This is a genomic window from Azotobacter beijerinckii (genome assembly GCF_900110885.1).
In the GTDB taxonomy this organism is placed as follows: Bacteria; Pseudomonadota; Gammaproteobacteria; order Pseudomonadales; family Pseudomonadaceae; genus Azotobacter; species Azotobacter beijerinckii.
The window spans coordinates 1-26004 of the sequence record NZ_FOFJ01000020.1 but is presented as its reverse complement, the minus strand read 5'-3'; the positions used below and the strand labels follow the sequence as shown (position 1 = coordinate 26004).

The 26004-nt window shown below is 65.0% G+C and carries 25 protein-coding genes and 1 pseudogene; 7 read left to right on the top strand and 19 right to left on the bottom strand.

Translation table 11 applies throughout. The features are described 5' to 3' along the window. Positions 1-156 precede the first annotated feature (156 nt). From BMY22_RS11890 to BMY22_RS11880, 3 genes are all read left to right on the top strand, one after another. Positions 157-393 (top strand): PP0621 family protein, encoded by a 237-nt coding sequence (locus BMY22_RS11890; protein WP_090622186.1) that lies wholly within the window; start codon positions 157-159, stop codon positions 391-393. Beyond that, a complete protein-coding gene (locus BMY22_RS11885; RefSeq protein ID WP_090622184.1) occupies positions 383-1987 on the top strand; it encodes a sensor histidine kinase in 1605 nt (534 codons plus the stop codon). The genes BMY22_RS11890 and BMY22_RS11885 overlap by 11 nt, the downstream gene beginning before the upstream one ends. Before the next feature lie 64 nt (positions 1988-2051). After that, a complete protein-coding gene (locus tag BMY22_RS11880; RefSeq protein WP_090622183.1) occupies positions 2052-3392 on the top strand; it encodes a sigma-54-dependent transcriptional regulator in 1341 nt (446 codons plus the stop codon). A gap of 62 nt (positions 3393-3454) precedes the next feature. Here BMY22_RS11880 and thiO read toward each other — a convergent pair whose 3' ends face one another. The 7 genes from thiO to BMY22_RS11845 all read right to left on the bottom strand — a co-directional run bounded on the left by thiO (position 3455) and on the right by BMY22_RS11845 (position 11134). Further along, the gene (gene thiO, locus BMY22_RS11875) at positions 3455-4600 is read right to left on the bottom strand and encodes a glycine oxidase ThiO (protein WP_090622180.1); all 1146 of its coding nucleotides are present in this window, start codon (positions 4598-4600) and stop codon (positions 3455-3457) included. Positions 4601-4694: 94 nt separating this feature from the next. Beyond that, entirely contained in the window at positions 4695-5267 is a 573-nt protein-coding gene (locus BMY22_RS11870) for a GspH/FimT family pseudopilin (protein WP_090622179.1), read from the bottom strand. Continuing rightward, positions 5264-8455, bottom strand: coding sequence for a pilus assembly protein (locus BMY22_RS11865; RefSeq protein WP_143068483.1), 3192 nt, complete (start codon positions 8453-8455; stop codon positions 5264-5266). Before BMY22_RS11865 ends, BMY22_RS11870 begins: the two co-directional genes overlap by 4 nt. 33 nt (positions 8456-8488) lie before the next feature. Then, positions 8489-8974, bottom strand: a complete 486-nt coding sequence (locus BMY22_RS11860) for a hypothetical protein (protein ID WP_090622177.1) — start codon at positions 8972-8974, stop codon at positions 8489-8491. Beyond that, complete coding sequence (locus tag BMY22_RS11855; RefSeq protein ID WP_090622175.1) at positions 8971-10146, bottom strand: PilW family protein; 1176 nt, start codon at positions 10144-10146, stop codon at positions 8971-8973. The genes BMY22_RS11860 and BMY22_RS11855 overlap by 4 nt, the downstream gene beginning before the upstream one ends. Continuing rightward, complete coding sequence (gene pilV / locus BMY22_RS11850) at positions 10143-10709, bottom strand: type IV pilus modification protein PilV (RefSeq protein ID WP_279626357.1); 567 nt, start codon at positions 10707-10709, stop codon at positions 10143-10145. The genes BMY22_RS11855 and pilV overlap by 4 nt, the downstream gene beginning before the upstream one ends. Before the next feature lie 5 nt (positions 10710-10714). Then, positions 10715-11134, bottom strand: a complete 420-nt coding sequence (locus tag BMY22_RS11845; RefSeq protein ID WP_208599269.1) for a type IV pilin protein — start codon at positions 11132-11134, stop codon at positions 10715-10717. A 285-nt stretch (positions 11135-11419) separates the two neighbouring features. Between BMY22_RS11845 and BMY22_RS11840 the strand changes: the two genes are divergently transcribed. Then, complete coding sequence (locus tag BMY22_RS11840) at positions 11420-11935, top strand: GspH/FimT family pseudopilin (RefSeq protein WP_090622174.1); 516 nt, start codon at positions 11420-11422, stop codon at positions 11933-11935. 80 nt (positions 11936-12015) lie between these two features. Here BMY22_RS11840 and ispH read toward each other — a convergent pair whose 3' ends face one another. The 6 genes from ispH to murJ all read right to left on the bottom strand — a co-directional run bounded on the left by ispH (position 12016) and on the right by murJ (position 19519). Continuing rightward, the gene (gene ispH, locus BMY22_RS11835) at positions 12016-12963 is read right to left on the bottom strand and encodes a 4-hydroxy-3-methylbut-2-enyl diphosphate reductase (RefSeq protein WP_090622172.1); all 948 of its coding nucleotides are present in this window, start codon (positions 12961-12963) and stop codon (positions 12016-12018) included. Positions 12964-13053: 90 nt separating this feature from the next. Then, positions 13054-13491 carry an FKBP-type peptidyl-prolyl cis-trans isomerase gene (locus BMY22_RS11830; protein ID WP_090622171.1) on the bottom strand — a complete coding sequence of 146 codons (438 nt, stop codon included), beginning with the start codon at positions 13489-13491 and terminating at the stop codon, positions 13054-13056. After that, a complete protein-coding gene (gene lspA, locus BMY22_RS11825) occupies positions 13484-13987 on the bottom strand; it encodes a signal peptidase II (protein ID WP_090622170.1) in 504 nt (167 codons plus the stop codon). Before lspA ends, BMY22_RS11830 begins: the two co-directional genes overlap by 8 nt. Before the next feature lie 39 nt (positions 13988-14026). Then, entirely contained in the window at positions 14027-16858 is a 2832-nt protein-coding gene (gene ileS, locus BMY22_RS11820; RefSeq protein ID WP_090622168.1) for an isoleucine--tRNA ligase, read from the bottom strand. A gap of 2 nt (positions 16859-16860) precedes the next feature. Beyond that, positions 16861-17811: a bifunctional riboflavin kinase/FAD synthetase gene (gene ribF / locus BMY22_RS11815; RefSeq protein WP_090622167.1), complete on the bottom strand. Its 951-nt coding sequence runs from the start codon at positions 17809-17811 to the stop codon at positions 16861-16863. A gap of 169 nt (positions 17812-17980) precedes the next feature. Continuing rightward, positions 17981-19519 (bottom strand): murein biosynthesis integral membrane protein MurJ, encoded by a 1539-nt coding sequence (gene murJ / locus BMY22_RS11810; RefSeq protein ID WP_090622166.1) that lies wholly within the window; start codon positions 19517-19519, stop codon positions 17981-17983. A 178-nt stretch (positions 19520-19697) separates the two neighbouring features. Here murJ and rpsT point away from each other — a divergent pair, with 178 nt between their 5' ends. After that, positions 19698-19976 carry a 30S ribosomal protein S20 gene (gene rpsT, locus BMY22_RS11805; RefSeq protein WP_090622165.1) on the top strand — a complete coding sequence of 93 codons (279 nt, stop codon included), beginning with the start codon at positions 19698-19700 and terminating at the stop codon, positions 19974-19976. A 101-nt stretch (positions 19977-20077) separates the two neighbouring features. Here rpsT and BMY22_RS11800 read toward each other — a convergent pair whose 3' ends face one another. The 5 genes from BMY22_RS11800 to rplU all read right to left on the bottom strand — a co-directional run bounded on the left by BMY22_RS11800 (position 20078) and on the right by rplU (position 23680). Further along, complete coding sequence (locus BMY22_RS11800; RefSeq protein WP_090622164.1) at positions 20078-20530, bottom strand: CreA family protein; 453 nt, start codon at positions 20528-20530, stop codon at positions 20078-20080. 9 nt (positions 20531-20539) lie between these two features. Then, complete coding sequence (gene proB / locus BMY22_RS11795; protein ID WP_090622256.1) at positions 20540-21658, bottom strand: glutamate 5-kinase; 1119 nt, start codon at positions 21656-21658, stop codon at positions 20540-20542. Between the two features lie 84 nt (positions 21659-21742). Next, positions 21743-22960 carry an Obg family GTPase CgtA gene (gene cgtA / locus BMY22_RS11790; RefSeq protein WP_090622162.1) on the bottom strand — a complete coding sequence of 406 codons (1218 nt, stop codon included), beginning with the start codon at positions 22958-22960 and terminating at the stop codon, positions 21743-21745. A gap of 106 nt (positions 22961-23066) precedes the next feature. Then, a complete protein-coding gene (gene rpmA, locus BMY22_RS11785; RefSeq protein ID WP_090622161.1) occupies positions 23067-23324 on the bottom strand; it encodes a 50S ribosomal protein L27 in 258 nt (85 codons plus the stop codon). Positions 23325-23368: 44 nt separating this feature from the next. After that, on the bottom strand, positions 23369-23680 hold the full coding sequence (gene rplU / locus BMY22_RS11780; RefSeq protein ID WP_090622159.1) for a 50S ribosomal protein L21: 312 nt from the start codon (positions 23678-23680) through the stop codon (positions 23369-23371). Between the two features lie 242 nt (positions 23681-23922). On the opposite strand from rplU, the gene BMY22_RS11775 reads away from it, so the two are divergent. Continuing rightward, positions 23923-24891 (top strand): polyprenyl synthetase family protein, encoded by a 969-nt coding sequence (locus BMY22_RS11775; RefSeq protein WP_090622157.1) that lies wholly within the window; start codon positions 23923-23925, stop codon positions 24889-24891. Between the two features lie 90 nt (positions 24892-24981). On the opposite strand, the gene bamJ is transcribed toward BMY22_RS11775, so the two are convergent. Beyond that, a complete protein-coding gene (bamJ, locus tag BMY22_RS11770; protein WP_090622156.1) occupies positions 24982-25599 on the bottom strand; it encodes a BamJ family beta-barrel-assembly machinery protein in 618 nt (205 codons plus the stop codon). Positions 25600-25804: 205 nt separating this feature from the next. Between bamJ and BMY22_RS11765 the strand changes: the two are divergent. Continuing rightward, positions 25805-26004 (top strand): annotated as a pseudogene (locus BMY22_RS11765) (IS4 family transposase); the annotation flags it as partial.

Here is a 26004-nt window from a genome sequence, read left to right as displayed (position 1 = left end):
CGACGCCTGCGGAAACAACGCGCGCCGCCCCCTGACGGAGCGGACTGGAAAACCCTGCGTGCGCCATGCCGACCCGCGCACGAAAGCGGGCAACGGCATGGCCCCGGAAAACCCCGGCTTGCTAAAATGCCGGCCCTCCTTCGAGTAGAGCACTCCATGTTCCGTCTGCTGTTCTGGATTCTCGTCATCGTCGCCATCGTCTGGCTCTGGCGCCGACTGACGCGCCCCACCCCGCGCCCCGTCGCCAAGGCCGAGCCCGAAGCGCCCAAGCCCATGGTGCGCTGCGCCCAGTGCGGCGTGCACCTGCCGCGCGAAGAGGCGCTGGCCGACGGCCGCCTCTGGTACTGCAGCCAGGCGCACCTGAGCCAGGGTCCGCGCCACGGTGAGCGCTGAACCCCTGCCGCCGACCGGCAATCCGTTGAGCGGCCCCCAGGGCGGCAACGTCCTGCGCCTGTACCACCTGTACCGGCTGATCATCGGCCTGCTGCTGGTGCTGCTGATTTCCAGCAGCCTGGACGAGCGGCTGCTGCAGGTCGCCCATCCGATGCTGTTCCACTACGGCAGCTGGTTCTACCTGATCCTGAATATCCTGGTCGCCGTCCTGGTGCACCACCCCAAGCCCCTGCAGATCTTCAGCCTGGCGCTGGTCGACGTGATCCTGCTCTCGGGCCTGCTCTACACGGCCGGCGGCCCGCCCAGCGGCATCGGCAACCTGATCGTCGTCTCGGTGGCCGTGGCCAACGTCCTGTTGCGCGGACGGATCGGCCTGCTGATCGCCGCCGTGGCGGCCAGCGGCCTGGTCTACATGACCTTCTACCTGAGCCTCGACCGCCCCGCGGCAGCCACCCAGTACGTGCACGCGGGGGCGCTGGGCACGCTGTGCTTCGCCAGCGCGCTGCTCGTGCAGAGCCTGACCCGCCGCCTGCGGCGCAGCGAATCCCTGGCCGAACGGCGTGCCGCCGAAGTCGCCGACCTGCAGGCCCTGAATGCCCAGATCCTCGAGCGCATGCGGACCGGCATCCTGGTGCTCGACCGGCAGCAGCAGGTGCTGCTGGCCAACCAGAGCGCCTTCACCCTGCTGGGCAACCCCGCGCTGGTCGGGCAGGCGCTCGCGCCCCTCTGCCCGGAGCTGGTCGAGCGCCTGCAGCAGTGGCAACAGAATCCGACCCTGCGCCCGCAGGACCTGCACACCCTGCCCCACGGCCCGCTGGTGCAGCCGAACTTCGTCGCCCTCAAACGTGGCGGTCGGCAAAGTACCCTGATCTTCCTCGAAGACCTCTCGCAGATCGCCCAGCAGGCCCAGCAGCTCAAGCTGGCCTCGCTCGGTCGCCTGGCCGCCGGCATCGCCCACGAGATCCGCAACCCGCTCGGCGCCATCAGTCACGCCGCGCAGCTGCTGCAGGAGTCCGAGGGCCTCGACGGCCCCGACCGACGCCTGGCGCAGATCGTCCAGGACCAGTCGCGGCGCATGAACCTGGTGATCGAGAACGTGCTGCAGCTGTCGCGCCGGCGCCAGGCCGAGCCGCAACTGCTCGACCTGAAATACTGGCTGCACCGCTTCGCCGGCGAACACCGCGCCTCGGCGGCGCCGAACCAGATCCTGCACCTGGAGATCCAGGAGGGCTCCCTGAAGACCTGCATGGACGCGAACCAGTTCATCCAGATCCTCAACAACCTGGTGCAGAACGGCCTGCGCTACAGCGCCCGGCGCCATCCCCAGGGACAGGTCTGGCTCGCACTGTTTCGCGACCCGGACAGCGACCTGCCGGTGCTCGAGGTGCGCGACGACGGCCCCGGTGTGCCCGCCGAGCAGATCGAGCACATCTTCGAACCCTTCTTCACCACCGAAAGCAAGGGCACCGGGCTGGGCCTGTACATTTCCCGCGAGCTGTGCGAGAGCAACCAGGCCCGCCTCGACTACCGTGGCGGCGAAGGCCAAGGCGGCTGCTTCCGCATCACCTTCGCCCATCCGCACAAGCTGACCTAGGCAGGCCACGGATGTCCCCCTCCCCCTTTCGCCCTCTCGCCACCTGCAACGGAATCCGAGTTTGATGAGCGCCCGACAGAAAGCCCTGATCGTCGACGACGAGCCCGACATCCGCGAACTGCTGGAAATCACCCTGGGCCGGATGAGGCTCGACACCCGCAGCGCGCGCAACCTCCAGGAAGCCCGCGACTGGCTGGGCCGCGAGCGCTTCGACCTGTGTCTGACCGACATGCGCCTGCCCGACGGCAGCGGCCTGGAGCTGGTGCAACACATCCAGCAGCGCCACGCGCAGGTCCCGGTCGCGATGATCACCGCCTACGGCAGCCTGGACACTGCGGTCAACGCCCTCAAGGCCGGTGCCTTCGACTTCCTGACCAAGCCGGTCGACCTCGCCCGCCTGCGCGAGCTGGTCGCCACCGCCCTGCGCCTGCATGCACCGGCCGTCGAGGAGGAGCCGGAGGACAGCCGGCTGATCGGCGACTCGCCGCCGATGCGTACCCTGCGCAAGCAGATCGCCAAGCTGGCGCGCAGCCAGGCGCCGGTCTACATCAGCGGCGAGTCCGGCAGCGGCAAGGAAGTGGTGGCCCGCCTGATCCACGAACAGGGTCCGCGCGCCGAACGCCCCTTCGTGCCGGTGAACTGCGGCGCGATTCCCTCGGAGCTGATGGAGAGCGAGTTCTTCGGCCACCGCAAGGGCAGCTTCACCGGCGCCATCGAGGACAAGCAGGGCCTGTTCCAGGCCGCCAGCGGCGGCACCCTGTTCCTCGACGAAGTGGCCGACCTGCCGCTGCCGATGCAGGTCAAGCTGCTGCGCGCCATCCAAGAAAAGGCCGTGCGCGCGGTCGGCGGCCAGCAGGAGGTGGTGGTGGACGTGCGCATCCTCAGCGCCACCCACAAGGACCTGGCCGCCGAGGTCGCCGCCGGCCGCTTCCGCCAGGACCTCTACTACCGCCTGAACGTCATCGAGCTGCGCGTCCCGCCGCTGCGCGAGCGCCGCGAGGACATTCCGGCGCTGGCGGCGAGCACGCTGGCGCGCCTGGCCGAAGAGGCCGGCCTGCCGCCCGCCCGGCTCGGCGAGGAAGCCCAGGAAAAGCTCAAGAGCTACCGCTTTCCGGGCAATGTGCGCGAGCTGGAGAACATGCTGGAGCGGGCCTATACCCTCTGCGAAGACGACCTGATCCAGGCCCGCGACCTGCGCCTCTGCGACACCCCGAGCCCCGGCGAAGGCGGTGCGGCGTCGCTGGCGGGCATCGACAACCTCGAGGACTACCTGGAGGAACTCGAACGCCAGCTGATCATGCAGGCCCTCGAGGAAACCCGCTGGAACCGCACAGCCGCCGCCGAACGCCTGGGCCTGACCTTCCGCTCCATGCGCTATCGCCTGAAGAAGCTGGGCATCGACTGAGGCCGTGCGCCATCGGACACACCTCGAAGGCCCAGGCCACGTTTGGCGGGTTGCAACCCGCCCTACGCATCGCTGCCATGGGAATATCCTGTAGGGCGGGTGCAACCCGCCATTCCACGGCCGAGCCGCCCGGCCGGCGCATAGGGCGCCGGATCGACGATCGGCTCGCGCGCCAGCACGAGGTCGGCGAGCAGCTGGCAGGACGCCGGCGCCAGCACCAGCCCATTGCGGAAATGCCCGCAGTTCAGCCATAGCCCCTCGAAACCAGGCACCGAACCGATATAGGGAATCCCCTCGGGGGAGCCCGGCCGCAGCCCCGCCCACTGCTTGACCACCTCGGCGCCGGCCAGCGCCGGCAGCAGCGCCTCGGCGGACGCCTTGAGGCTCGCCAGGGCCTCTTCGGTGGATGTCTTGTCGAAGCCGACATCCTCCAGGGTGCTGCCCACCAGGATGTGTCCGTCCCGCCGGGGAATCGCGTAGCGCCCGTCGGCCATCACCATCCGCGGCAGGAAATCCTCGGCACACTTGTAGAGGATCATCTGGCCCTTCATCGGCTTGACCGGCAGCTCCAGGCCCAGGGTAGCCAACAGCTCGCCGCTCCAGGCACCGGCCGCGACCACCACGTGATCGGCACGCAGCTCGCCGGACGCCGTGCGCACCCCGACGATCCGCTCGCCCTCGCGGACGAAGCCGGTCACCGGGCGATTCTCCTCGAGCGTCACGTTGGGCAGGCGCGCCAGCGCCTCGCGCAGCGCCGCGAGCAGGCGCGGATTGCGCACGTTGGCCACCCCGGACATGAACAGGGCCCGCGAGAAGCCCGGCCCCAGCGCCGGCACCGCCTTATGGACGGCGTCGATATCCACCGCCGCCAACGGCCGACCCTCCCGCGCCGCCCAGGCCAGTGCCTCGGCCTCGTCCTCCAGGTCCAGCCAGTAGAGGCCGGTGACATGCACCTCGGGATCGATCCCGGTTTCCTCGCGCAGACGCTCGCCCAGCGTCGGATAGAAGTCCTGCGACCAGTGCGCCAGTGCCGTCACCGCCGGGCTGTAGCGCCAGGGATAGAGCGGCGACACGATGCCACCGCCGGCCCAGGAAGACTCCCGGCCGAGCGGCCCCTGATCCAGCAGACGGACCTCCAGCCCGGCCTCCGCCAACCGCTGAGCCGACAACATACCGATGGCACCACCGCCAACCACCAGGACTCGCATCGCATCCTCCCCAAAGAAAACGGGCCGTAAATCGGCCCGTTATACGCCAGCCAAACTGTTATCGGCCAGCACTTATCGCAAACGGATTCTATGACTACGAGTCGTCAGGACATTCCCCCGTCGTGGTGCTCTTAACCGACGTCCGCCCCGTCAGGCTGATCTCGACCACCCGCTCCTGGTTGCCCGCACTGGGTGAGGAGCGGCATACGGTCAGACTGGCAGTGGTTGCGCCCAACCCTGTCGGCTGGAACGCGATGCTGGTTATGCTGGTTGTGTCGGGCGCGATAGCCGTGATCCGGTAACCGCTGGGCGCAGCGGCCTGCGCGTGGAGCACCGTGCCGTCGGAGGCCCTGACGATCCATCCTTCATACCAACTCCCCGTGCAGGTTGAACCATCGCTGGAAGCACACAGGGTGACCACCGCGTTGCGCTTGATCGCCTCGCTGCGTCCCAGCGTGGCGCTCGCGACCAGCTCATTGGCCAGCGAGCGCAGTTTGCTGGACAGGGTGACGTCGCTGAACGAAGGTATCGCCACCCCGAGCAGGATGGCCAGTACGGCGAGGGCCACCATGAGTTCGACCAAGGTGAAACCGTGCAGGCGACGAACCCGCACAACACCGGCCAGGCTCCGGGCTCGCCCTTCAAGGGCTCTGCCGGATGTCGTCATTGCTCGATATTCCAGTAAACCTTGGCCTTGGGCTGAAGCGCCGTCGCGCCGCTGTCGGGAGATCCGCCCTCCAGCGGCGAGTCGGGATCGGAGCCGATGACGAAGGGCCTGGTCGAACCGTCGTCGAGCGTCACCATACCGGCCACCGGCGAAGGCGGCAGGCCGCCGCCGGAGATTTCCTCATAGCGCATCGTGGTGCCGTTCTCGCTTTCGGCATTGGCGTAGTCGATGTTGTACACCTTCGCGGTACCCAGGCTGGAACATTGCCCAGGGGTATAGACCGCCGGCGTATGGGTGCTGAAGGTCACGGTGCCATAAACCGTGATGGCCGAAGTCACCACCTGCTCGTTATCGACAAATGCCAGATACCAGCCCTTCTTGTCGGCCAGATCCGCATCGCTGGGCGTGCCGGTGCCGGTGATGCCGAACAGCGAGTTCATGCACAGCAGGTTGCTACCGCCACAGTTGCCGCTTTCGGAGGTCAGCCAGGTCGAGTCTCCCGGCTTGTCCTTGAGCATGAAGAAGTAGTTGGACATGCTGGTCGCCGCACCATAGCTGTTCAATGGCTTCTCGCGATCTCCCGACCCCAGCAGCACGTAATAGGTACTCCCGGATACCACCACGTCCGGTGCGAACATGAACTTGCGGTTGGCATTGCAGGATGAGCTCCCCGAACCATCGCAGCCCAACGAGGCGATCTTGGTGATGCTCCAAGCGTCGGTTCCGGAACTACCGAACTTGATCCGGTAGACGTTGCCCCCGGTGTCCGCGGCATAAGCATAGGTGGCGAGGCCGGAGCTGTTCGGAACGATGGTGAGGTCGCCGACCACGCTGCGGGTAGTAGTGAACTCCTTGACACGCCCCCCGGTATCGGCATTGATCACATAGATCCGGTTGCCCAGAGGGGTATCGCCGCAACTGTGGTTGTGAGTACCGTCGTCGGTATCCTCGCAGACATCGTACCCCCCCCCCATGAGCAGCAGCGGTGTCGTGCCCGAGCCGACCCCGGCCGTCTTGAACGGCTTGGCGGACGACCAGGTCTGCCCGAGCCGGTCGAAGTTGCTGGTACAGCCCGAGCCTGGACTATCGCAGCCGATCCGCCATTTGAGGCGGGGCGTTTGCGGCGTGGTCACATCGAAGGCGTACAGAGCATTCCCGCCCCGACGCAGGGTGGCATACAGCCAGGTCGCGGAGGTCCCTTGATAGGCGGTGATCGGCCCATCGACCCCATAGGGTTTGGGCGCTACGGTCTCCCCGGCGAGCACCGTGCGATCCTTGAAGTTGATCTTCACCGAGTTGTCGCGCAGCCGTTTGATCTTCGTGTAAAACTCCGGCGCCATGAAGGACCACAGCTCGTCGCCGGGCTGGTCACTGGTACCGATGCTGAGTCCCCCGTTGCGGTTGCCGTTGACCGCCCGCAGCAGACCATCGTTGCCGCCGTAGAACACGACCACCTTCTTATTGGTGTCGGTGCCGAAATTGATGGCGACCGGCCGCGAATGCACGATGTCGCCATGCACCGAGGGGCGGACGGTCGTCGACGCCGTATTGACCGAGCCATTGAGGAACTCGCTGGTCGCACCGGCATCACCTCCCCGCCCCCAGGCAATCAAGGCATCGCGCTCGGCAGTAGTGGTAACAGTGGTCCCAAATGCAGACGGTGAGGAAACCGTCGTATTGCTGAAGTCGGCCGGCGTCGTGGTGATGCTCGTGGTCGGGGCCGGACACCCCGCAGCCGGGCACGCTTTTACATTCCGCGCGGCGGTGCCGCTCAAGGTACGCAGCTTGTAGCTCTGTGCGCCCTTCTCCACCACGTTGCCGTCCGGATAGTCGTCGTAGGTGGAGTTGGCAATCGTGAGACAGCCGCCGCCTACCGCCTGGGCAACGGCATCCCAGTAGTGGGTAAGACTCACCGAGGACGGTCCCCAGAAACTGCGCGCGCACTCGGTGATGAAGCCGGTCGAGCTATTGATCGCCGACGTGCTGCCGGCATCCTGCAACTGCAATGCGTTGCTGACCAATCCCAGCTTGTACTGCTTGAGATTGCCCGCCCAGCGCGGCAGGGCATTTGGGTCCGGACGGAACATGCCGACGTAGACCTGGTTGAGATAGGTCCCCTGGGTATTGACGCTGACCGGCAGACTGACCGAGGCGAACACGCTGTTGACCGCCTGGATTTCGGAGAAGATGTTGTTCAGTGCCGTCTGGATTTCACTGGCATTGGTCGCCGAGAAATACTTGCCGCCACCGACATGAGCCGTGCTCTTCAACAACTGGGTATGGTCCAGATCCTGCCGTGCGTTGTAGACGTCGATGGTGTAGGTGATCACGTTCTGCTTGCCGGTGGCAGCGCTGACGTCGGTCTGGTAGAGGAAGCGCGCCATCTCGTCGGCATAACGCACCTTGGCCGAGGTGGTGGCGTAGATCTGGGTGGTATCGCCACCCACGTTCTGCAGCAGGGTTGCCGCATCGGTCTCGGTCGGCGCCGGCCAGCCGTTGCCGATCAGGATCACGTAGTTCCTCGACTTGCAGGTGGTCGTGGTCGGTGCGGCCGGAATGTAGGTAGTCTGCGCACTGCTGGTGAAAGCCGTCGCATCCCGCAAAGAGTAAGTCGAGGCCCCCGAATAGCGGCGAGGACCGAAGTGCGTCGAATCCACCGGCGAACCGGCGGTATTGCTGTAGGCGTTGGCCGGACTGGTGTAGCCGCCGAAATACTTGAACGCCTCGAACATCGCCCGGTCGTAGCCGATCGATGCCGAAACCTTCTCCGAGGGCGAGTCGAAATTGGGATAGATGCTGTCCACCAGATTGCTGAACGCCGTACGGTTGGCGACAGTCATCTGTTTCATCGCCGAGCGCACATAACCGCCATCGGGCGTCTGACCGTTGGCATCGTTGAGCATCATCAGGCCGACGTTGACCTTGGCATCCGTGCCTGCCGGTGCCAGAGAGTTGATCACCGTCTTGATCGCCGTCAGCTCGGCTTGCCCCTGCTTGATCCCCCCTGGCCATTGCTGATTGGCCGCTGACCAGTTGGCCGAGTTGTCGATCAGGATGATGACGTTCGGATAGTCCGTGCTCTGCGTGGAGTCCACGCCGACGAACAAATCGACGTCCTCGGCGACGGCCCCCATGCTGGCAGCCAGCAAGGTAACTGCCAGCCACCCCCTCTTCCACATGCTCTTCATATCCCGATCCTTTAGATCCATCGAGCATCCGCCTCAGGGGCAGACGTTGTCTTTCTCGGCCTGGGTCAACAACACGCGCACGCCGGAACGCACCACAGCGGCGGCCCCACTGAGCGGATCGCTCACCGTGGCGCGAATTTCCCAGACGGTATTCCAGGTGACCTTGGACATCGCCGGGAGGGTCACACTGCTCGGCGCGGTAGCGGCGGACAGCGATGCCTGAATGCACTGCGGCTGGTCGATAGTCGCGGAGTAGTCGACGGTTCCATCGTTGTTGAGATCGACGTCGACCGTGTCGGCAGCGGGCGCCGTGGTGAACGACGTGCTCAGGATCAGGTTGGTGGCCATGTTGGCGGCGGCGATCGACTCGTTGCGCGACTGCATGTTGCCGACGGCCTTGAGATTGGTCGTACTGAGCACAAAAGTGCTGGAAATCATCAAGGTGAACAGCAGCAGCATGATCAGCCCAACTACCAGCGTCATACCGGCTTGGCGGCCATATCCGGAAAGACCATTCATGGAGTCTCCCTTCTTCCCGAAATATCGTTAAGCCGAACGACGGTGGAAAATACATGGCGCTTGAAGCCATCGTTGGCAGCCGCAATCGTTTGCCCGCCCAGCACATATGACTTGCTGTCCACATATCCCGGAGTGGTGGTCTGGCTGCGTACCAGCAAATAAAGCTTTACCGCAACCACATTGACCAGCCTGTCGACCGAGCAGTTACCCGAGTCGTCCGAACAGTGAACGAACTCGTCCGGCACACCGTCGCCACGGTTTATTGGAGAGGTCAGACTATTTTTATCGGCCCATTTGATCACCGCCGTATAGCGGTTGGCCGAATTGGAGTCGCTGATGACATCGATACCCGTATCGCTTTTGCGGTCGATCCCCAACTCTATCCTGAGGTCTTCGATACCCTCTATCAGCGCCACAGGAGCCGCGGCCTTGACCGCACCACTAACCAAGTCGAACTCTGAACGCACCAGTGTCGGAATACCGTCCCCTGTCGTCACGGCATAGTTTCTAATATAATAAATGTTCGACACAAACTTACGCTTGGGAGCAGTATCCGTACAATTGCGCTGATGCAGGGTGAGTCCCGTGGTAGCTAATTTATAGGCTGCCTCCCCCTCACAACGCGATGTTTGAAAATAGAGTTTGCCACTGACCTCCTCCTCACACCCGCTTGCACCAGCAACACATGTTTGTGCATGGCGAACCACTAGGATATCGGTACCGCTTTTCCAGTTGGTCACCGTGCTACTGCACCCCGAAGGCACCGAATCATGAACCTGAACGGCAATTCCCAGGCGCCTATTGAAATGACTGACGGTTGACCAGGAAGAGAAAGCCAGACAAGGCTGAGGAGCGCTCGTAAAAATATCTACTGGCGCGGTCGTCAAAGTCAGGTCGTCGAAATCGGGAATATAGATATCCCAGAAACCGGCATGGGCAATATCGTTCTGCAACAACTGAATCGCGAACCGCCCATTCTCGATCAGCATATTGGTCTTGCTCATTTCGTCGTTGGAGCGACTCACATTGAGAAACAGCGTCAAGACTGCCGTCATGATCAAGAGGCCGATGGTCGAGGCAACCATCAACTCGATCAAGTTGAAACCACACTGAGCGGAATGAATGAATACATGGCGGACAGGCCTCCGCCGTCTGTCGAGAGGCTTATTCATAGCTCGGCAACTCGCACAATAGTGGTCACAACACGCCGGCAGAGATCGTTGGCACAAGCCGAACCCTCCTCCCCGTCGTATTCATCCGCCCCACAAGCAACGCTGGTCGGCGGCACCGCAATCGGCGCCTCGCCCTGCCAAGCCACAGTGATCAGATACTCGTTGCTTCCCAGGGACTCGACGCAACCGCGCCCCCCCAGCATGGCGCCCACCTTGCTGGCGTTGCTGCCGGTGGTTTCCGCAGCGCCCTGCAACGCGTTGCACCACTCGCCGAGATCGATGTCCTTGCGGGAAGTCGTGGATGTGCTGCAGGTGGACCCAACGCCGACAGGACTGTCGGCCCCTGTTACATAGTCCTCTGCCGCATTGCGATTGGCTGCGATCCGGTTCGCCATGTCGCTCAGCAGCAGCAGCGCCTGGGCCCGCTGATAGGCCTCCATCTCGGACTGCTGCAGACGCACCTGCAGGCCAGCCATGCCGAGCAGGCCGATGGACAGGATCAGAATGGTCACCAGCACCTCGATCAGCGTCACGCCGCGCTGCCTGGCCCACTGAGCCCGCATGCCGCTCACCACTTGCCCGATGGGGCTTTGACCCCTGCGCTGTTGAGCGTTAGAGCGCCATCAGCCAACTGAGCCCCCTTGGCTGTAAAGGTGATGACGAAGGATGGAAGGGCACCGGTACCGAGCGTCACATCGTAGGTGTATCGAGCCGCCACATCGCTGGGTAACGAGTAGCCGCTGGACTCGAGCGCGGTCTTGCTGGCATAGGCACGATTGGCCAACAGGAACTGCTGCTGCCGACTGGCGATATCCATCATTTGCGCCTGTGCGGCGGCACGATTGCCCCGGATCACATATTGCTGATAACTGGGATAGGCAATTGCCGCAAGGATCGCAACTATTGCAACGGTTATCATCAATTCGATCAGGGTAAAACCCCGCTTTTTCTTTAGCTCCACCGCTATCACCTTCCACTTGCTCAGCATTACGTTTGCCCTGAATGGCAACCTTGAGCTATCCGCCGGCCAGTGAGAACGCCTCGGCGAAGATCGATTTTCCATTCCAATGGCCGACCGAGTTATGTTATCCACTGGCTGAATTGATTGCTTGAACTCCATCACGACCCACTTGCGCCCTGCTGCCTAATCTTCGGAACTCAATCCCGGCGCGGGTGTTGGAGCTGGATCATTCCAGCCTTGCCGTCGTCTGGAAAACGGCTCTCGCAGGATGTGGGAGTTCATTCACAAAGATGAAGACAAGGTACGGATACCATGCCCGGCTTTTCACGCGGCTATACCCTGATCGAACTCATGACCACTCTCGCCGTGGTCGGAGTGCTCGCCATGATTGGCGTACCCGCATTCACCCATACCGTCGATGGCCAGCGAGTCGGCAGCACCAGCCGGAACCTCCGCGCCAGTCTCGCCCTGGCCAGGCATGCGGCGATCAGTCAGCGCTATCCGGTCCTGGTCGAAAGCATCGGAGGCAATTGGGAGGCAGGCTGGGTCGTATATATCGACGCCAACTCGAACGCTGTCCTCGATGATGGCGAACGGGAGCTGCTAAGGCAGGGCTCGGCCCCCGGCGGCGTGCAGATCACGCCCAACAGCCCCGTTAACAGTTACGTGCGCTACGTTGCGACAGGAGAGGCGCAGCTGACGAGCGGGGCCTTTCAGGCCGGAACATTCAAGATCTGTCACGAGAACGGTCAGCATGACGTGAGACGCTTGGTCCTGAGCGCCAGCGGCCGTGTGCGCTCGGCCAAGGATTCGCCCGGAACCTGCTGACCGGAACCTGGCAGCCTTGGCCGTACTCGCCGAGGCTGCCGAGAGAGAAAACGACCGGACTGCGCGGGCTTCCCGCCCGCTCACTCCACCTGCACGACCCGCAATTCCTTCGGCATCGAGAAGGTGACGTGCTCCTCCCGTCCGGCCAGTTCCTCGACGCCGGTGACACCCCATTGCTGCAGGCGCTCGATCACGCCGCGCACCAGCACTTCCGGGGCCGAGGCGCCGGCGGTGATGCCGATGCGCTGAACGCCCTCGAACCATTCGCGCTGCAGGTCCTCGGCGCCGTCGACCAGGTAGGCGGGGGCGCCCATCCGTTCGGCCAGCTCGCGCAGGCGGTTGGAGTTGGAGCTGTTGGGGCTGCCGACCACCAGCACCAGCTGGCATTCGCCGGCCAGTTGCTTGACCGCGTCCTGGCGGTTCTGGGTGGCGTAGCAGATGTCGTCCTTGCGCGGACCGCCGATGCTCGGGAAGCGCTCGCGCAGGGCCTCGATCATCCGGGCGGTGTCGTCCATCGACAGGGTGGTCTGGGTGACGAAGGCCAGGGCTTCGGGGTTGCGTACCTGCAGGCGGGCGACGTCTTCCTCGTTTTCCACCAGGTAGATGGCGCCCCCGCTGGCGGTGTCGTACTGGCCCATGGTGCCCACCACCTCCGGGTGCCCGTGGTGGCCGATGAGAATGCACTCGCGGCCCTCGCGGCTGTAGCGGGAAACCTCCATGTGCACCTTGGTCACCAGCGGACAGGTGGCGTCGAACACCTTGAGCCCGCGCCGCTCGGCCTCCTGCCGTACCGCCTGGGACACCCCGTGGGCGCTGAAGATGACGATGACGTTGTCCGGCACCTGATCCAGCTCTTCGACGAAGATCGCCCCGCGGGCGCACAGGTCCTCCACCACGAACTTGTTGTGCACCACCTCGTGACGCACGTAGATCGGCGCGCCGAAGACCTCCAGGGCGCGGTTGACGATCTCGATGGCGCGGTCGACGCCGGCGCAGAAGCTGCGGGGATTGGCGAGTTTGATGTGCATGGGAGCCTCGGCACGCGGTGATTCGAATGGGTCATGGAGTGGGTTGGCCATGCAGCGGCGCAACCCCTCCAGCAAAGCGTAATTCGTCGATCAGGCCGCCTTGACCTTGAGGATTTCCACCTCGAAGGTCAGCTCGCGACCGGCCAGGGGGTGGTTGAAGTCGATGGTGACCTGCTGGTCGTCGAAGGCCGTGACGACGCCGGGCATCTCGCTGCCGGCGGCGTCGTTGAAGATCACCAGCAGCCCTTCGGAGAGTTCCATGCCCTCGAACTGGCTACGCGGCATGACCTGCACGTTCTGCGGGTTGGGCCGCCCGAAGCCCTGCTCCGGAGCGATCGGCAGGGCGCGCTTGTCGCCGGCCTTGAGGCCGTAGAGGGCCAGTTCGAAGCCGGGCAGCAGGTTACCGTCGCCGATCCGAAAGGTGGCCGGGCGCTTGTCGAAGGTGCTGTCGACCAGATCGCCCGAGTCGAGCTTGATGGCGAAATGCAGGGTGACTTCCCGATCGGGACCGATACGCAGTTCAGTCATGGGCGGTATCTCCGGACTTCTTGCTGATGAACATATCCAGCGCCAGCATGATGGCGCCCACGGTAATGGCACTGTCGGCCAAGTTGAACGCCGGAAAGAACCAGCGATCCTGCCAGTGCACCAGGATGAAGTCGATCACATGGCCGTAGGCCACGCGGTCGAACAGGTTGCCCACGGCACCGCCCAGCACCAGGGCCAGGGCGACGGCCAGCCAGGTCTCGGCGGAGCGGAGACGCTTGAGCCAGACCACCAGCACGCCGCTGACCGCTACAGCGATCAGGGCGAACAGCCAGCGCTGCCAGCCGGACTCGCCGGCGAGGAAGCTGAAGGCGGCGCCGGTGTTGTAGGCCAGGGTCCAGCTGAACAGCCCGGGCACGATCTCGATCTGCTGGTAGAGCCGCAGGGCGCCTTCGAAATAGAGCTTGCTGGCCTGATCGATGACGAACACTAGCAGGCTCAGCCAGAGCCAGGGAAGCTTGCCGAAACGGGACGTCATGGACGGACACCCCCTGCCCCGCCTGCCCAGCCATGCGCCTCACGCATGTCGGCGGACCTCGCCTTCGCCCTGGATGTTCTCCACGCAGCGGCCGCAGATTTCCGGATGTTCCGGATCGACGCCGACGTCCTCGCGGTGGTGCCAGCAGCGGGCGCACTTGGCGTGGGCGGACTTGGCCACCTTGAGCCGCAGACCGGCGACCTCGGTGTCCACCGCATCCGCCGGAGCGGCTTCGAGGGGCTGGACCTGGGCGACGGAGGTAATCAGCACGAAGCGCAGCTCGTCGCCCAGCAGGGCCAGGCGCTCGGCCAGGGCCGGCTCGGCGAACAGGGTGACCTCGGCCTGCAGGTTGCCGCCGATGGCCTTGGCCACGCGCAGGTTCTCCAGTTCCTTGTTCACCGCAGCCTTGACCGCCATGACCTGCTCCCAGAAGGCGCGGTCCAGGGCGAAGCCTTCCGGCAGCTCGGCAAGGCCCTGATACCAGGTGTTGAGCATCAGCGACTCGTTGCGCTCGCCCGGCAGGTACTGCCAGATCTCCTCGGCGGTGAACGCCAGGATCGGCGCGATCCAGCGCACCAGCGCCTCGCCGATGTGGTACATGGCGCTCTGGCAGGAGCGCCGCGCCACGCTGTCGGCGGCGCAGGTGTACTGGCGGTCCTTGATGATGTCGAGGTAGAAGCCGCCCAGTTCCTGCACGCAGAAGTTGTGCACCTTCTGGTAGACGACCCAGAAACGGTAGCTGTCGAAGGCCTCCTCGATCTCGCGCTGCAGCAGCAGGGCGCGGTCCACCGCCCAGCGATCCAGCGCCAGCATGTCCTCGGCGGCCAGCAGGTCCTTGGCCGGATCGAAGCCGTTGAGGTTGGAAAGCAGGAAGCGCGCGGTGTTGCGAATGCGCCGGTAAGCGTCGGCGCTGCGCTGGAGGATCTGCTTGGACACCGCCATCTCGCCGGAATAGTCGGTGGCCGACACCCACAGGCGGAGGATGTCGGCGCCCATGCTGTCGGTGATTTCCTGCGGGGCGATGACGTTGCCGAGGGACTTGGACATCTTGCGGCCGTTCTCGTCCACGGTGAAGCCGTGGGTCAAGAGGCCGCGGTACGGCGCATGGCCGTCGATGGCCGCGCCGGTCAAGAGCGACGAGTGGAACCAGCCGCGGTGCTGGTCGGAGCCTTCCAGGTAGAGGTCGGCGCGCGGCCCCTGGTCGTGGCCCATGGGATGCGAGCCGCGCATCACGTGCCAGTGGGTGGTGCCGGAGTCGAACCAGACGTCCAGGGTATCGGCGATCTTGTCGTACTGGGCGGCCTCCTCGCCGAGCAGTTCGGCCGGATCGAGCTTGAACCAGGCCTCGATGCCCGCCTGCTCGACGCGCTGGGCCACCGCCTCCATCAGCTCGACGGTGCGCGGGTGCAGCTCGCCGCTTTCCTTGTGCAGGAAGAAGGGAATCGGCACGCCCCAGTTGCGCTGGCGCGAGATGCACCAGTCCGGACGCCCGGCGATCATCCCGTGCAGACGCGCCTGGCCCCAGGCGGGGACGAACTGGGTCCGCTCGATGGCGGTCAGGGCGCGCTCGCGCAGGGTGGTGCCGTCCTTGGCCCGGCTGTCCATGCCGACGAACCACTGCGCGGTGGCGCGGTAGATCAACGGGGTCTTGTGCCGCCAGCAGTGCATGTAGCTGTGCTGGATGCTCTCGTGCTTGAGCAGGGCGCCGACTTCGGCGAGCTTGGCGACGATGTTCGGGTTGGCCTTCCAGATGAACTGGCCGCCGAAGAACGGCAGCGACTCGACGTACACGCCGTTGCTCTGCACCGGACTGAGAATGTCGTCGTTGCTCATCCCGTAGCCCTTGCAGGAACGGAAGTCGTCCTCGCCGTAGGCCGGTGCCGAGTGGACGATGCCGGTGCCGGCATCCAGCGCCACGTAGTCGGCCAGATAGACCGGCGAGAAACGCTCGTAAAAGGGATGGCGGAAGCGGATCAGCTCCAGCGCCTCGCCTTTCGCGGTGGCCAGCACCTCGCCGGGCAGTCCGTAGCGCGCCAGGCAGCCCTCGACCAGCTCCTCGGCCAGCACCAGCAACCGCTCGCCGGTATCGACCAGCGCATAGGTGAAGTCCGGATGGACGTTGAGCGCCTGGTTGGCCGGAATGGTCCAGGGAGTAGTGGTCCAGATCACGATGCCGGCCGGCTTGCCCAGGCTCGCCAGGCCGAAGGCGGCGGCCAGCTTGCCTTCGTCCTCGATCGGGAAGAGTACGTCGATGGCATCGGACTTCTTGTCCTGGTACTCGACCTCCGCCTCGGCCAGCGCCGAGCCGCAGTCGAAGCACCAGTTCACCGGCTTGAGGCCCTTGAACACGAAGCCGCCCTCGACCATCTTCGCCAGCGCACGGATTTCCCCGGCCTCGTTGGCGAAGTCCATGGTCTTGTAGGGGTTGTCCCAGTCGCCGAGCACGCCGAGGCGGATGAAGTCGGCCTTCTGCCCCTCGACCTGCTCGGCGGCGTAGGTGCGGCAGCGCTCGCGGGTCAGGTCCGCCGGCTGGTTCTTGCCGAAGGTGGTTTCCACCTTGTGCTCGATGGGCAGGCCATGGCAGTCCCAGCCCGGCACGTAGGGGGCGTCGAAGCCGGCCAGGGTCTTCGAGCGGACGATCATGTCCTTGATGATCTTGTTGACCGCATGGCCGATGTGGATGTTGCCGTTGGCGTAGGGCGGGCCGTCGTGCAGGATGAACGTCGGGCGACCCTCGCCGATCTGCCGCAGCTTGCGGTACAGACCAATGCTGTCCCAGCGCTGCAGCATCTCCGGCTCGCGCTGCGGCAGGCCGGCCTTCATCGGAAATGCCGTTTCCGGCAGATTGAGGGTCGCTTTGTAGTCGGTCATCGTCATTCGGGCTCATGAGTACGCGGTTGACCCAGCCAGTAGGCTCGGGCGGCGGCGATATCCGCATCGATCGCCGATTTCAGCGCTTCCAGGGAAGAGAAACGTTCCTCGTCGCGCAGCTTGTGATGGAAGGTGACACGCAGGTGCCGACCGTACAGGTCGCCGGCGAAATCCAGCAGATGCATTTCCAGGTGGGCACGGCCATCGCCGGACACCGAGGGACGAACGCCGATGTTGGCCACCCCCGGCCTGAACTGCCCGTCCAGCTCGGTGCTCACCAGGTATACGCCGCTGAGCGGCACCCGGCGGCGCTTGAGCTGCACGTTCGCGGTCGGCGCGCCGAGCTGGCGGCCCAGCTTCTGGCCGTGCAGGACCCGCCCGCAGAGGCTGAACGGCCGACCGAGCAGGCGCTCGACCAGCGGCAGATCGCCATGCCCCAGGGCCGTGCGCAGCCGCGTGCTGCTGATCCGCTGGCCGTCCACCTCGACGGTGACCGCCGCCTCGACGCTGAAGCCTTCGGCCGCACCGGCCTGGCAGAGGAACGCGAAATCGCCGGCGCGATCGCAGCCGAAACGGAAGTCGTCGCCGACCTCCAGGTGGCGCACCCCCAGGCCGTCGACCAGCACGCGCTGCACGAACGCCTGTGCGCTCAGCTCGCACAGACCGCGGTTGAAGGTCAGGCAGAGCACCCGGTCGACGCCCTGCGCAGCGAGCAGTTCGAGCTTTTCCCGCAGGCGGGTCAGGCGCGCCGGGGCGCGCTGCGGCGCGAAGAACTCCCGCGGCTGCGGCTCGAAGATCACCACGCAACTGGGCAGGCCTAGGGCCGCCGCGCGCTCGCGCAGACGCGCCAGGATCGCCTGGTGGCCCCGGTGAACACCGTCGAAATTCCCAATGGTGGCGACACAACCCCGATGCTGGGGCCGCAGATTGTGGAGGCCTCGAACCAGCTGCATAGGAAACATCTTGCTTGCAAAGTGACCGATTATACGCACAGCCGGCGCCGGGCAACAGGTCGCCAATGGTGCCCCCGGACGGGGAGGACGACCGTCGAAAGCGCCGGCCGTGCGCGGTTCCCGAGCGCCCGCACAGGAAGACTCAGCCCTCCCGGCGGGACACGGCCGCTCATGCCATCGCCCGGCGGGAAAAGTCCCGCAGCCGGAAGCCGAGCAGCGCCAGCGTGCCGAAATAGGCCACGACACCCGCCAGCACCAGCACGCCCAGGCGCAGGAACCGCTCCGCCATCCCGCCCTGCTCCCAGGCCGGCATCAGCGCCAGCAAGCCGAGCAGTACCGCCACCATCGCCAGCACAGCCACCACCAGCCTGACGAGGAACCGCCCCCAACCGGCCTGCGGCTCGAAGCGCCGCTGTTGACGCAGCTTCCAGTAGAGCAGGCCGGCGTTCAGGCAGGCCCCCAGGCTGATCGCCAGCGCCAGGCCGGCATGCTTGAGCGGGAAGATGAACGCCAAGTTCATCAGCTGGGTCGTCACCAGGGTGAAAACGGCGATGCGTACCGGCGTGCGGATGTTCTGCTGGGCGTAGAAACCCGGCGCCAGCACCTTCACCAGGATGATCCCGAGCAGGCCGACCGCGTAGGCGATCAGCGCCTGCTGGGTCATCAGGGCATCATGGGCGGTGAACTTGCCGTACTGGAACAGCGCCACCGTCAGCGGCTCGGCGAGGATCGCCAGGGCCAGCGCGCAGGGCAGCACCAGCAGGAAACACAGGCGCAGCCCCCAGTCGAGCAGCCGCGAATATTCCTGGTGGTCCTGGCTGGCGTAGGTCTTCGACAGGGCCGGCAGCAGGATGGTCCCCAGCGCCACGCCGAGCACGCCGGACGGCAGCTCCATCAGACGATCGGCGTAGTACATCCAGGACACCGATCCGGCGGCGAGGAAGGAGGCGAAAATGGTGTTGATGATCAGCGAGATCTGCCCCACCGAAACGCCGAGAATCGCCGGCAGCATCTGCCTGAGTACCCGCCACACGCCGGCATCGCGCAGGTTCAGGCGCGGCAGCACGAGCATGCCGATCCTCTTCAGGTGCGGCAGCTGATAGAGCAGCTGCAGCAGGCCGCCGACCAGCACCGCCCAGCCCAGCGCCAGCACCGGCGGATCGAAATACGGGGTGAGGAACAACGCGAAGCCGATCATGCTGAGGTTCAGCAGGGTCGGCACGAAGGCCGGCACGCTGAAGCGGTTCCAGGTGTTGAGGATCGCCCCGGCCAGGGACGACAGCGAGATCAGCAATATATAAGGAAAGGTGAGCCGCAGCAGTACGGTGGTGAGTTCGAATTTTTCCGCCGTATCGGTGAAACCGGGCGCGGAGATCCAGATGATCCAGGGCGCGGCCAACATGCCGAGCAGCGTCACCAGCGCCAACACCAGGGTCAGCAGGCCGGAGACGTAGGCGATAAAAGTCCGCGTCGCCTCCTCGCCCTGCTGGGTCTTGTATTCGGCGAGAATCGGCACGAAGGCCTGAGAGAAGGCCCCTTCGGCGAAGATGCGCCGCAGCAGGTTGGGCAGCTTGAAGGCGACGAAGAAGGCATCGGTGGCCAGCCCCGCACCGAAGATGCGCGCCACCAAGGTATCGCGCACAAAACCCAGCACGCGGGACAGCATGGTGATGGAGCTGACCGCCGCCAGCGACTTGAGTAGATTCATGGAAACCGGAATTCGGGACCTGACAGGAAGAGGATGGGCTCGGCGCCGCGAGTGTAGAGGCCGCCGGCGGTCACCGCAACGCGACGCGCACCGACCATCTCCCTTGACAACCCCAGCATATCTCGCCATGATTCGCGGCCTTATTTGTTCGTATCCCCCAGTTTCGAGGAGCTTGACGGTGGCCAACTCACCTTCTGCCAAAAAACGCGCCAAACAGGCTGAGAAGCGTCGTAGCCATAACGCCAGCCTGCGCTCGATGGTTCGTACCTACATCAAGAACGTGGTCAAGGCGATCGACGCCAAGGACCTGGACAAAGCCCGCGTAGCCTACACCGCTGCCGTTCCGGTAATCGACCGCATGGCCGACAAGGGCATCATCCACAAGAACAAGGCCGCTCGTCACAAGAGCCGCCTGAACGCCCACATCAAGGCCCTCGGCGAAGCTGCCGCTGCCTGATCGACGCGTTCCGCGAAAACCGGCTACGGCCGGTTTTTTATTGCCTGCATTTTCGGGGAGCAGCGGGGAGTAAGGCACGCGACACCGCTCCCCCTACGGCCTCACTCGCCCCACGGCAGAATCGGAATCGCCGTCACCGCATTCTGCGGGCTGCCCTCGATCACCCGGTCGCTATAGACCAGATAGACCAGCGTATTGCGCTTTTTGTCGAAGAAACGCACCACCTGCATACTCTTGAATACCAGCGAGGTGCGCTCCTTGAAAACCACCTCGCCGTCCTTGAGTTCCTCGCGGAAATGGATCTTGCCGACCTGACGACAGGCGATGGAGGCCTCGGCCCGGTCCTCGGCCAGCCCCAGCCCACCCTTGACGCCGCCAGTCCTGGGACGCGACAGGTAGCAGGTCACCCCCTCGACCTTGGGATCGTCGAAGGCCTCGACGACGATCCGGTCGTTCGGCCCGAACCACTTGAAGACGGTGGACACCTCGCCGATCTCCTCGGCGAGAGCCAGGGACGGCAACAGCGCCGCCAGCAGCCACGAAATCCTGCGCATGCCGCCTCCTCAGACCAGAATCAGGTTGTCGCGATGCACCAGCTCCGGCTCGTCGACATAGCCAAGCAGTTGCTCGATCTGCTCAGAAGCATGACCGATGATCTTCTGCGCCTCGGCAGAACTGTAGTTGACCAGACCACGAGCGATCTCGCACCCCTCCCGATCGACGCAGACGACCATTTCGCCGCGGCGGAAATTGCCCACCACAGACTTCACGCCCACCGGCAGCAGGCTCTTGCAGTTATGGCTCAGCGCCTCCACCGCCCCGGCATCCAGAACCAGGGTGCCGCGCATCTGCAAATGCCCGGCCAGCCACTGCTTGCGCGCCGCCAGCATGCCCTGCTCGGGCGCCAGCAGGGTACCGAGCCGCTCGCCGGCCTTGAGGCGATCCAGCACCCGCTCGATGCGCCCGCCGATGATCACCGTATGGGCGCCAGAGCGCGCCGCCAGCCGTGCCGCACGCAGCTTGGTCTGCATGCCGCCGCGCCCCAGGGCGCCGCCGGTCGAACCGGCCGCGCCATCCAGGCGCGGGTCGTCGGCCCGCGCCTCGAAGATCAGTTGCGCATCGGGATTGTTACGCGGATCGGCATCGAACATGCCGTCGCGGTCGGTGAGGATGACCAGCAGGTCCGCCTCCACCAGGTTGGCCACCAGCGCCGCCAGGGTATCGTTGTCGCCGAAGCGGATCTCGTCGGTGACCACGGTGTCGTTCTCGTTGATCACCGGGATGACGCCGAGATCCAGCAGGGTGCGCAGGGTGCTGCGGGCATTCAGATAACGCTTGCGATCGGACAGGTCGTCGTGGGTCAGCAGGATCTGCGCGGTATGCCGACCGTGCTCGGCAAAGCTCGACTCCCAGGCTCGCACCAGCCCCATCTGCCCCACCGCAGCCGCCGCCTGCAACTCGTGGATGGCCTTCGGCCGGGCACCCCAGCCCAACTGGCTCATGCCGGCCGCCACCGCGCCGGAGGAGACCAGGACCAGCTCCACGCCGGCCTCGTGCAGCGCCACCATCTGCTCGACCCAGACCGCCATCGAGGAACGATCCAGACCACGACCGTCGGCAGTCAGCAAGGCACTGCCGATCTTCACCACCCAACGCCGCGCACCCGTCACCTTATCGCGCATCATCTCAGCCTTTCCGCTCAGTCAGTCAGACGGCGAGCCCGACCCCGCCGCCAATCGCGGGCGGACCCCGTCCGCCCCACAGGATCATCGCACGTAGAAGATTTCCGGCCCGTCGCCGTCGTCCTCGTCGTCGAAGTCCTCCTCGTCTTCCAGCGCCTCGGCGCTCTTCAGGCCGGCGCGGCGCAGGGCTCGCCGATCGTCCAGCGCCTGCAGACGCGCGCGCGCCTCGTCCTCGATGCGCTGATCCAGTTCGGCCAGCGCCTCGGCGTATTCCGGCTCCTCGGCGATACGCAAGGCACGCTCGTCCAGGTAGCGCATGATGTCCTGGCAGAGCGCCTCGGTGCCCTCGCGCTCCAGGGCGGAAACCACGTACACCGGCCCCTGCCAGTCGAGCCGCTCGACCACCGCGCGCAGCCGCTCCTCGCGCTCCTCGTCGAGCAGTTGGTCGGCCTTGTTCAGCACCAGCCAGCGCTCGCGCTCGGTCAGCGCCGGACTGAACTTCTCCAGCTCGCGCAGGATGGTTTCCGCCGCCTCGGCCGGATCGCTCTCGTCCAGCGGCGCCATATCCACCAGATGCAGCAGCAGACGGGTACGCGCCAGATGCTTGAGGAAGCGGATACCCAGCCCCGCGCCTTCCGCCGCCCCCTCGATCAGCCCGGGAATGTCGGCGACCACGAAGCTCTTGTAGCGCCCGACGCTGACCACCCCGAGGTTCGGCACCAGGGTGGTGAAGGGATAGTCGGCAACCTTCGGCTTGGCGGCCGACACCGCACGAATGAAGGTGCTCTTGCCGGCGTTCGGCAGGCCGAGCAGGCCGACGTCGGCCAGTACCTTCAGCTCCAGCTTGAGATCCCGCGCCTCGCCCGGTTTGCCCGGCGTGGTCTGCCGCGGCGCGCGGTTGGTGCTGGACTTGAAACGGGTGTTGCCCAGACCATGCCAGCCGCCCTGGGCAACCAGCAGGCGCTGCCCGGGACGGGTCAGGTCGCCGATGATTTCCTGGGTGCCGGCATCGATCACCGTGGTGCCGACCGGTACCGGCAGGATCAGATCCTCGCCCTTGGCGCCGGTGCAGTCGGTACTGCCGCCCTTCTCGCCGCGCTGCGCCTCGAAGCGGCGGGTATAGCGGTAGTCCACCAGGGTATTGAGGTTCTCGTTGGCCTCCATGTACACGGAGCCGCCGTCGCCGCCGTCGCCACCGTTGGGGCCACCCTTCTCGATGAACTTCTCACGACGAAAGCTCATCATGCCGTTGCCACCGTCACCGGCCTTTACAAAAATCGAAACTTCATCGACGAATTTCATGGGGTACGCCTCCCGCCAATGGGACGGGCTGAATGAAACGAGGAACACAGGATACAGAAACAAAAAAGCCCCGTCGCATGACAGGGCTTTTCCGGCGATGCCGCGATCAGGCCGATACGACGCTCACGTAGCGACGACCGAAGGCACCCTTCACATCGAACTTGACCACGCCTTCCACTTTCGCGAACAGGGTGTGGTCCTTGCCCATGCCAACCCCGAAACCGGGATGGAACTGGGTGCCGCGCTGACGCACGATGATGTTGCCGGCCTTGATGGCCTGACCGCCGAACATCTTCACGCCAAGGCGTTTACTTTCTGAGTCGCGACCGTTGCGGGTAGAACCGCCAGCTTTTTTGTGTGCCATGAGTTCAATACTCCAGATTCAAGGATGCAGGCGACGCAAGCGCGTCAGGCCTGGATGCCGGTGATTTTGATCTCGGTGAACCACTGACGGTGGCCCTGGTGTTTCATGTGGTGCTTGCGGCGGCGGAACTTGATGATGGTCACCTTGTCGTGGCGGCCCTGGCTCACGACCTCGGCGGTCACCTTGGCGCCCTCGACCACCGGTGCGCCGATCTTCACGTCGTCACCGTTGCCGACCAGCAACACGCGATCGAAGGTCACTGCATCGCCGGTACCGACTTCGAGCTTTTCGATCTTGAGGAATTCGCCCTCGGCAACCTTATATTGCTTGCCGCCGGTCACGATTACTGCGTACATGGTATGTCTCCGTTGATCCTGCTCACCCGGCGCTTTATATAAGGAGTCGTTGGCCGGCATGGCTGCGCAGACCGGATGACCGCCTGCGCAATTGCGTAAGACAGGGAAATACCCAGGGAAGTTAGGGCCAGCGATTGTACGTAAGCGACAAGGGCCGCGCAAGCACCGCCGCCCCTTGCCTTGACAGCCCATACCCCGCCACCTAGCATGCCGCGGCAACTGATCAGGAGCTCGATGCGTTGATGCAACCCCAGGCCTTTTACCGCGTGATCGCGGATGATTTCAGCGCTGTTGACGGCATCATCCGCAAACAGCTCACATCACGGGTTCCCTTGGTGGAAACGATCGGCGACTACATCATTTCCGCCGGCGGCAAGCGCCTGCGTCCACTGCTGGTGCTGCTCTGCGGCAACGCCCTCGGCCGGTGCGACGACCGGATGCGCCTGCTCGCCGCCGCCATCGAGTTCCTGCACACCTCCACCCTGCTGCACGACGACGTGGTCGACGACTCCGACCTGCGCCGCGGCCGCTCCACCTCCAACGCACTGTGGGGCAACGCGCCCAGCGTGCTGGTCGGCGACTTCCTCTATGCCCGCTGCTTCGAGATGCTGGTCGAGCTGGCGTCGATGCCGGTGATGCGCATCATGTCCCAAGCCACCCGGGTGATCGCCGAGGGCGAGGTGCTGCAACTGTCCAAGGTACGCGATGCCAGCACCACGGAAGAGACCTACATGGAAGTCATCCGCGGCAAGACCGCGATGCTCTTCGAGGCCGCGAGCCACGGCGCCGCCGTTCTGGCCGGCGCCAGCACCGAACAGGCCGAAGCGCTGCGCCGCTTCGGCGACTCGCTCGGCATCGCCTTCCAGCTGGTCGACGACCTGCTCGACTATCGCGGCGATGCCGAGACCCTGGGCAAGAACGTCGGCGACGACCTGGCCGAAGGCAAGCCGACCCTGCCGCTGATCTATACCATGCGCGAAGGCACCCCGGAGCAGGCCGCCCTGGTACGTCGGGCGATCCAGAAAGGCGGCATCGAGGATCTGGCGGCCATCGTCGCCGCCGTGGAGGCCGCCGGCGCCCTGGACTACACCGCCCGCCTGGCCCGCGAGCACGCCGAGCGCGCCGTCACCTGCCTGGATACCCTGCCGCCCGGCGAATACCGCGACGCCCTGATCGAGCTGAGCCGCTTCGCCGTGGCCCGCACCCACTGACGTCTCCAGCGCCGGCCAGAACGAAGAAGCCGGGCCTCGATGGGCCCGGCTTCTTCGTTTTCGCCTGCGGCATGCCGCAGAACCCGCATCTTACAGTACGTCGAGCAGCTCGACGTCGAACACCAGCACGCTGTACGGCGGAATGCTGCCGATGGCCTGATCGCCGTAGGCCAGTTCGCTCGGTACATAAAGACGCCATTTGCTGCCGCTGTTCATCAGTTGCAGGGCCTCGGTCCAGCCGGCAATCACCCCACCGACCGGAAACTCGGCCGGCTGGCCACGCTGGTAGGAGCTGTCGAACACGCTGCCGTCGATCAGGGTCCCGTGGTAGTGAGTCCGTACATGGTCTTCACGGCTCGGCTTGCGGCCCTCGCCGGCCGTCAGTACTTCGTACTGCAGGCCGGAGGCCAGCACGGTGATGCCCTCGCGCTTGGCGTTCTCGGCAAGGAAGGCGACGCCGGCGGCCGCAGCCGCCTCGGACTTGGCCTGGGACTCGGCCTGCATGCGGTCGCGGATCGCCTTGAAGCTGGCCGACAGGGCGGTCGGCTCGACGCGGCTGGGCTGACCGACGAAAGCGTCGGCCAGGCCGGCCAGCACCGCCTCGAGGCTGACCCCCGGCGGCGGGTTGTCGCGGATCTGGTCGCCCAACTGGCGCCCGATGCCATAGCTGACGCGGGCTTCGTCGGTGGAAAGGTTGAGTTCGCTCATGCCGGAGTTCCAGTCGGTGAAAAGGCCCGACAGACTAGCACAAGCGCTGGCGGGAGAATCTCCGGAAACGACGGGGGAGCGACCCTCTCAATGGCACCCCTTTCAAGGTCTTTACGTAAACTCCCTTCCCTAAAACCATCAAGAGGGCAAGGCGGTGTGGGACGAGATTCTGGCGCGATTCGAGAAGCAGGCACCGGCCAGCGTCATGGCACGGCTGGTGTTGGAACGGGCGATGCCGGCTGCCTGGGTCGACGAAGTGTTCGAGACCAACCGGCAGCGCCAGTATCCCCGGGAGCTGCTGTTTTCCACCGTCGTCGAGCTGATGTCGCTGGTTTCCCTGGGGCTGCGCCCTTCGCTGCATGCCGCCGCGCGCCAGATGGACCACCTGCCCGTATCGCTGGCGGC

Coding starts and splice junctions, on each gene's coding strand:
- BMY22_RS11890 (WP_090622186.1), top strand. CDS start 157: ATGTTCCGTCTGCTGTTCTGGATTCTCGTCATCGTCGCCATCGTCTGG.
- BMY22_RS11880 (WP_090622183.1), top strand. CDS start 2,052: ATGAGCGCCCGACAGAAAGCCCTGATCGTCGACGACGAGCCCGACATC.
- thiO (WP_090622180.1), bottom strand. CDS start 4,600: ATGCGAGTCCTGGTGGTTGGCGGTGGTGCCATCGGTATGTTGTCGGCT.
- BMY22_RS11870 (WP_090622179.1), bottom strand. CDS start 5,267: ATGACGACATCCGGCAGAGCCCTTGAAGGGCGAGCCCGGAGCCTGGCC.
- BMY22_RS11865 (WP_143068483.1), bottom strand. CDS start 8,455: ATGAAGAGCATGTGGAAGAGGGGGTGGCTGGCAGTTACCTTGCTGGCT.
- BMY22_RS11860 (WP_090622177.1), bottom strand. CDS start 8,974: ATGAATGGTCTTTCCGGATATGGCCGCCAAGCCGGTATGACGCTGGTA.
- BMY22_RS11855 (WP_090622175.1), bottom strand. CDS start 10,146: ATGAATAAGCCTCTCGACAGACGGCGGAGGCCTGTCCGCCATGTATTC.
- pilV (WP_279626357.1), bottom strand. CDS start 10,709: ATGCGGGCTCAGTGGGCCAGGCAGCGCGGCGTGACGCTGATCGAGGTG.
- BMY22_RS11845 (WP_208599269.1), bottom strand. CDS start 11,134: ATGCTGAGCAAGTGGAAGGTGATAGCGGTGGAGCTAAAGAAAAAGCGG.
- BMY22_RS11840 (WP_090622174.1), top strand. CDS start 11,420: ATGCCCGGCTTTTCACGCGGCTATACCCTGATCGAACTCATGACCACT.
- ispH (WP_090622172.1), bottom strand. CDS start 12,963: ATGCACATCAAACTCGCCAATCCCCGCAGCTTCTGCGCCGGCGTCGAC.
- BMY22_RS11830 (WP_090622171.1), bottom strand. CDS start 13,491: ATGACTGAACTGCGTATCGGTCCCGATCGGGAAGTCACCCTGCATTTC.
- lspA (WP_090622170.1), bottom strand. CDS start 13,987: ATGACGTCCCGTTTCGGCAAGCTTCCCTGGCTCTGGCTGAGCCTGCTA.
- ileS (WP_090622168.1), bottom strand. CDS start 16,858: ATGACCGACTACAAAGCGACCCTCAATCTGCCGGAAACGGCATTTCCG.
- ribF (WP_090622167.1), bottom strand. CDS start 17,811: ATGCAGCTGGTTCGAGGCCTCCACAATCTGCGGCCCCAGCATCGGGGT.
- murJ (WP_090622166.1), bottom strand. CDS start 19,519: ATGAATCTACTCAAGTCGCTGGCGGCGGTCAGCTCCATCACCATGCTG.
- BMY22_RS11800 (WP_090622164.1), bottom strand. CDS start 20,530: ATGCGCAGGATTTCGTGGCTGCTGGCGGCGCTGTTGCCGTCCCTGGCT.
- proB (WP_090622256.1), bottom strand. CDS start 21,658: ATGCGCGATAAGGTGACGGGTGCGCGGCGTTGGGTGGTGAAGATCGGC.
- cgtA (WP_090622162.1), bottom strand. CDS start 22,960: ATGAAATTCGTCGATGAAGTTTCGATTTTTGTAAAGGCCGGTGACGGT.
- rpmA (WP_090622161.1), bottom strand. CDS start 23,324: ATGGCACACAAAAAAGCTGGCGGTTCTACCCGCAACGGTCGCGACTCA.
- rplU (WP_090622159.1), bottom strand. CDS start 23,680: ATGTACGCAGTAATCGTGACCGGCGGCAAGCAATATAAGGTTGCCGAG.
- BMY22_RS11775 (WP_090622157.1), top strand. CDS start 23,923: ATGCAACCCCAGGCCTTTTACCGCGTGATCGCGGATGATTTCAGCGCT.
- bamJ (WP_090622156.1), bottom strand. CDS start 25,599: ATGAGCGAACTCAACCTTTCCACCGACGAAGCCCGCGTCAGCTATGGC.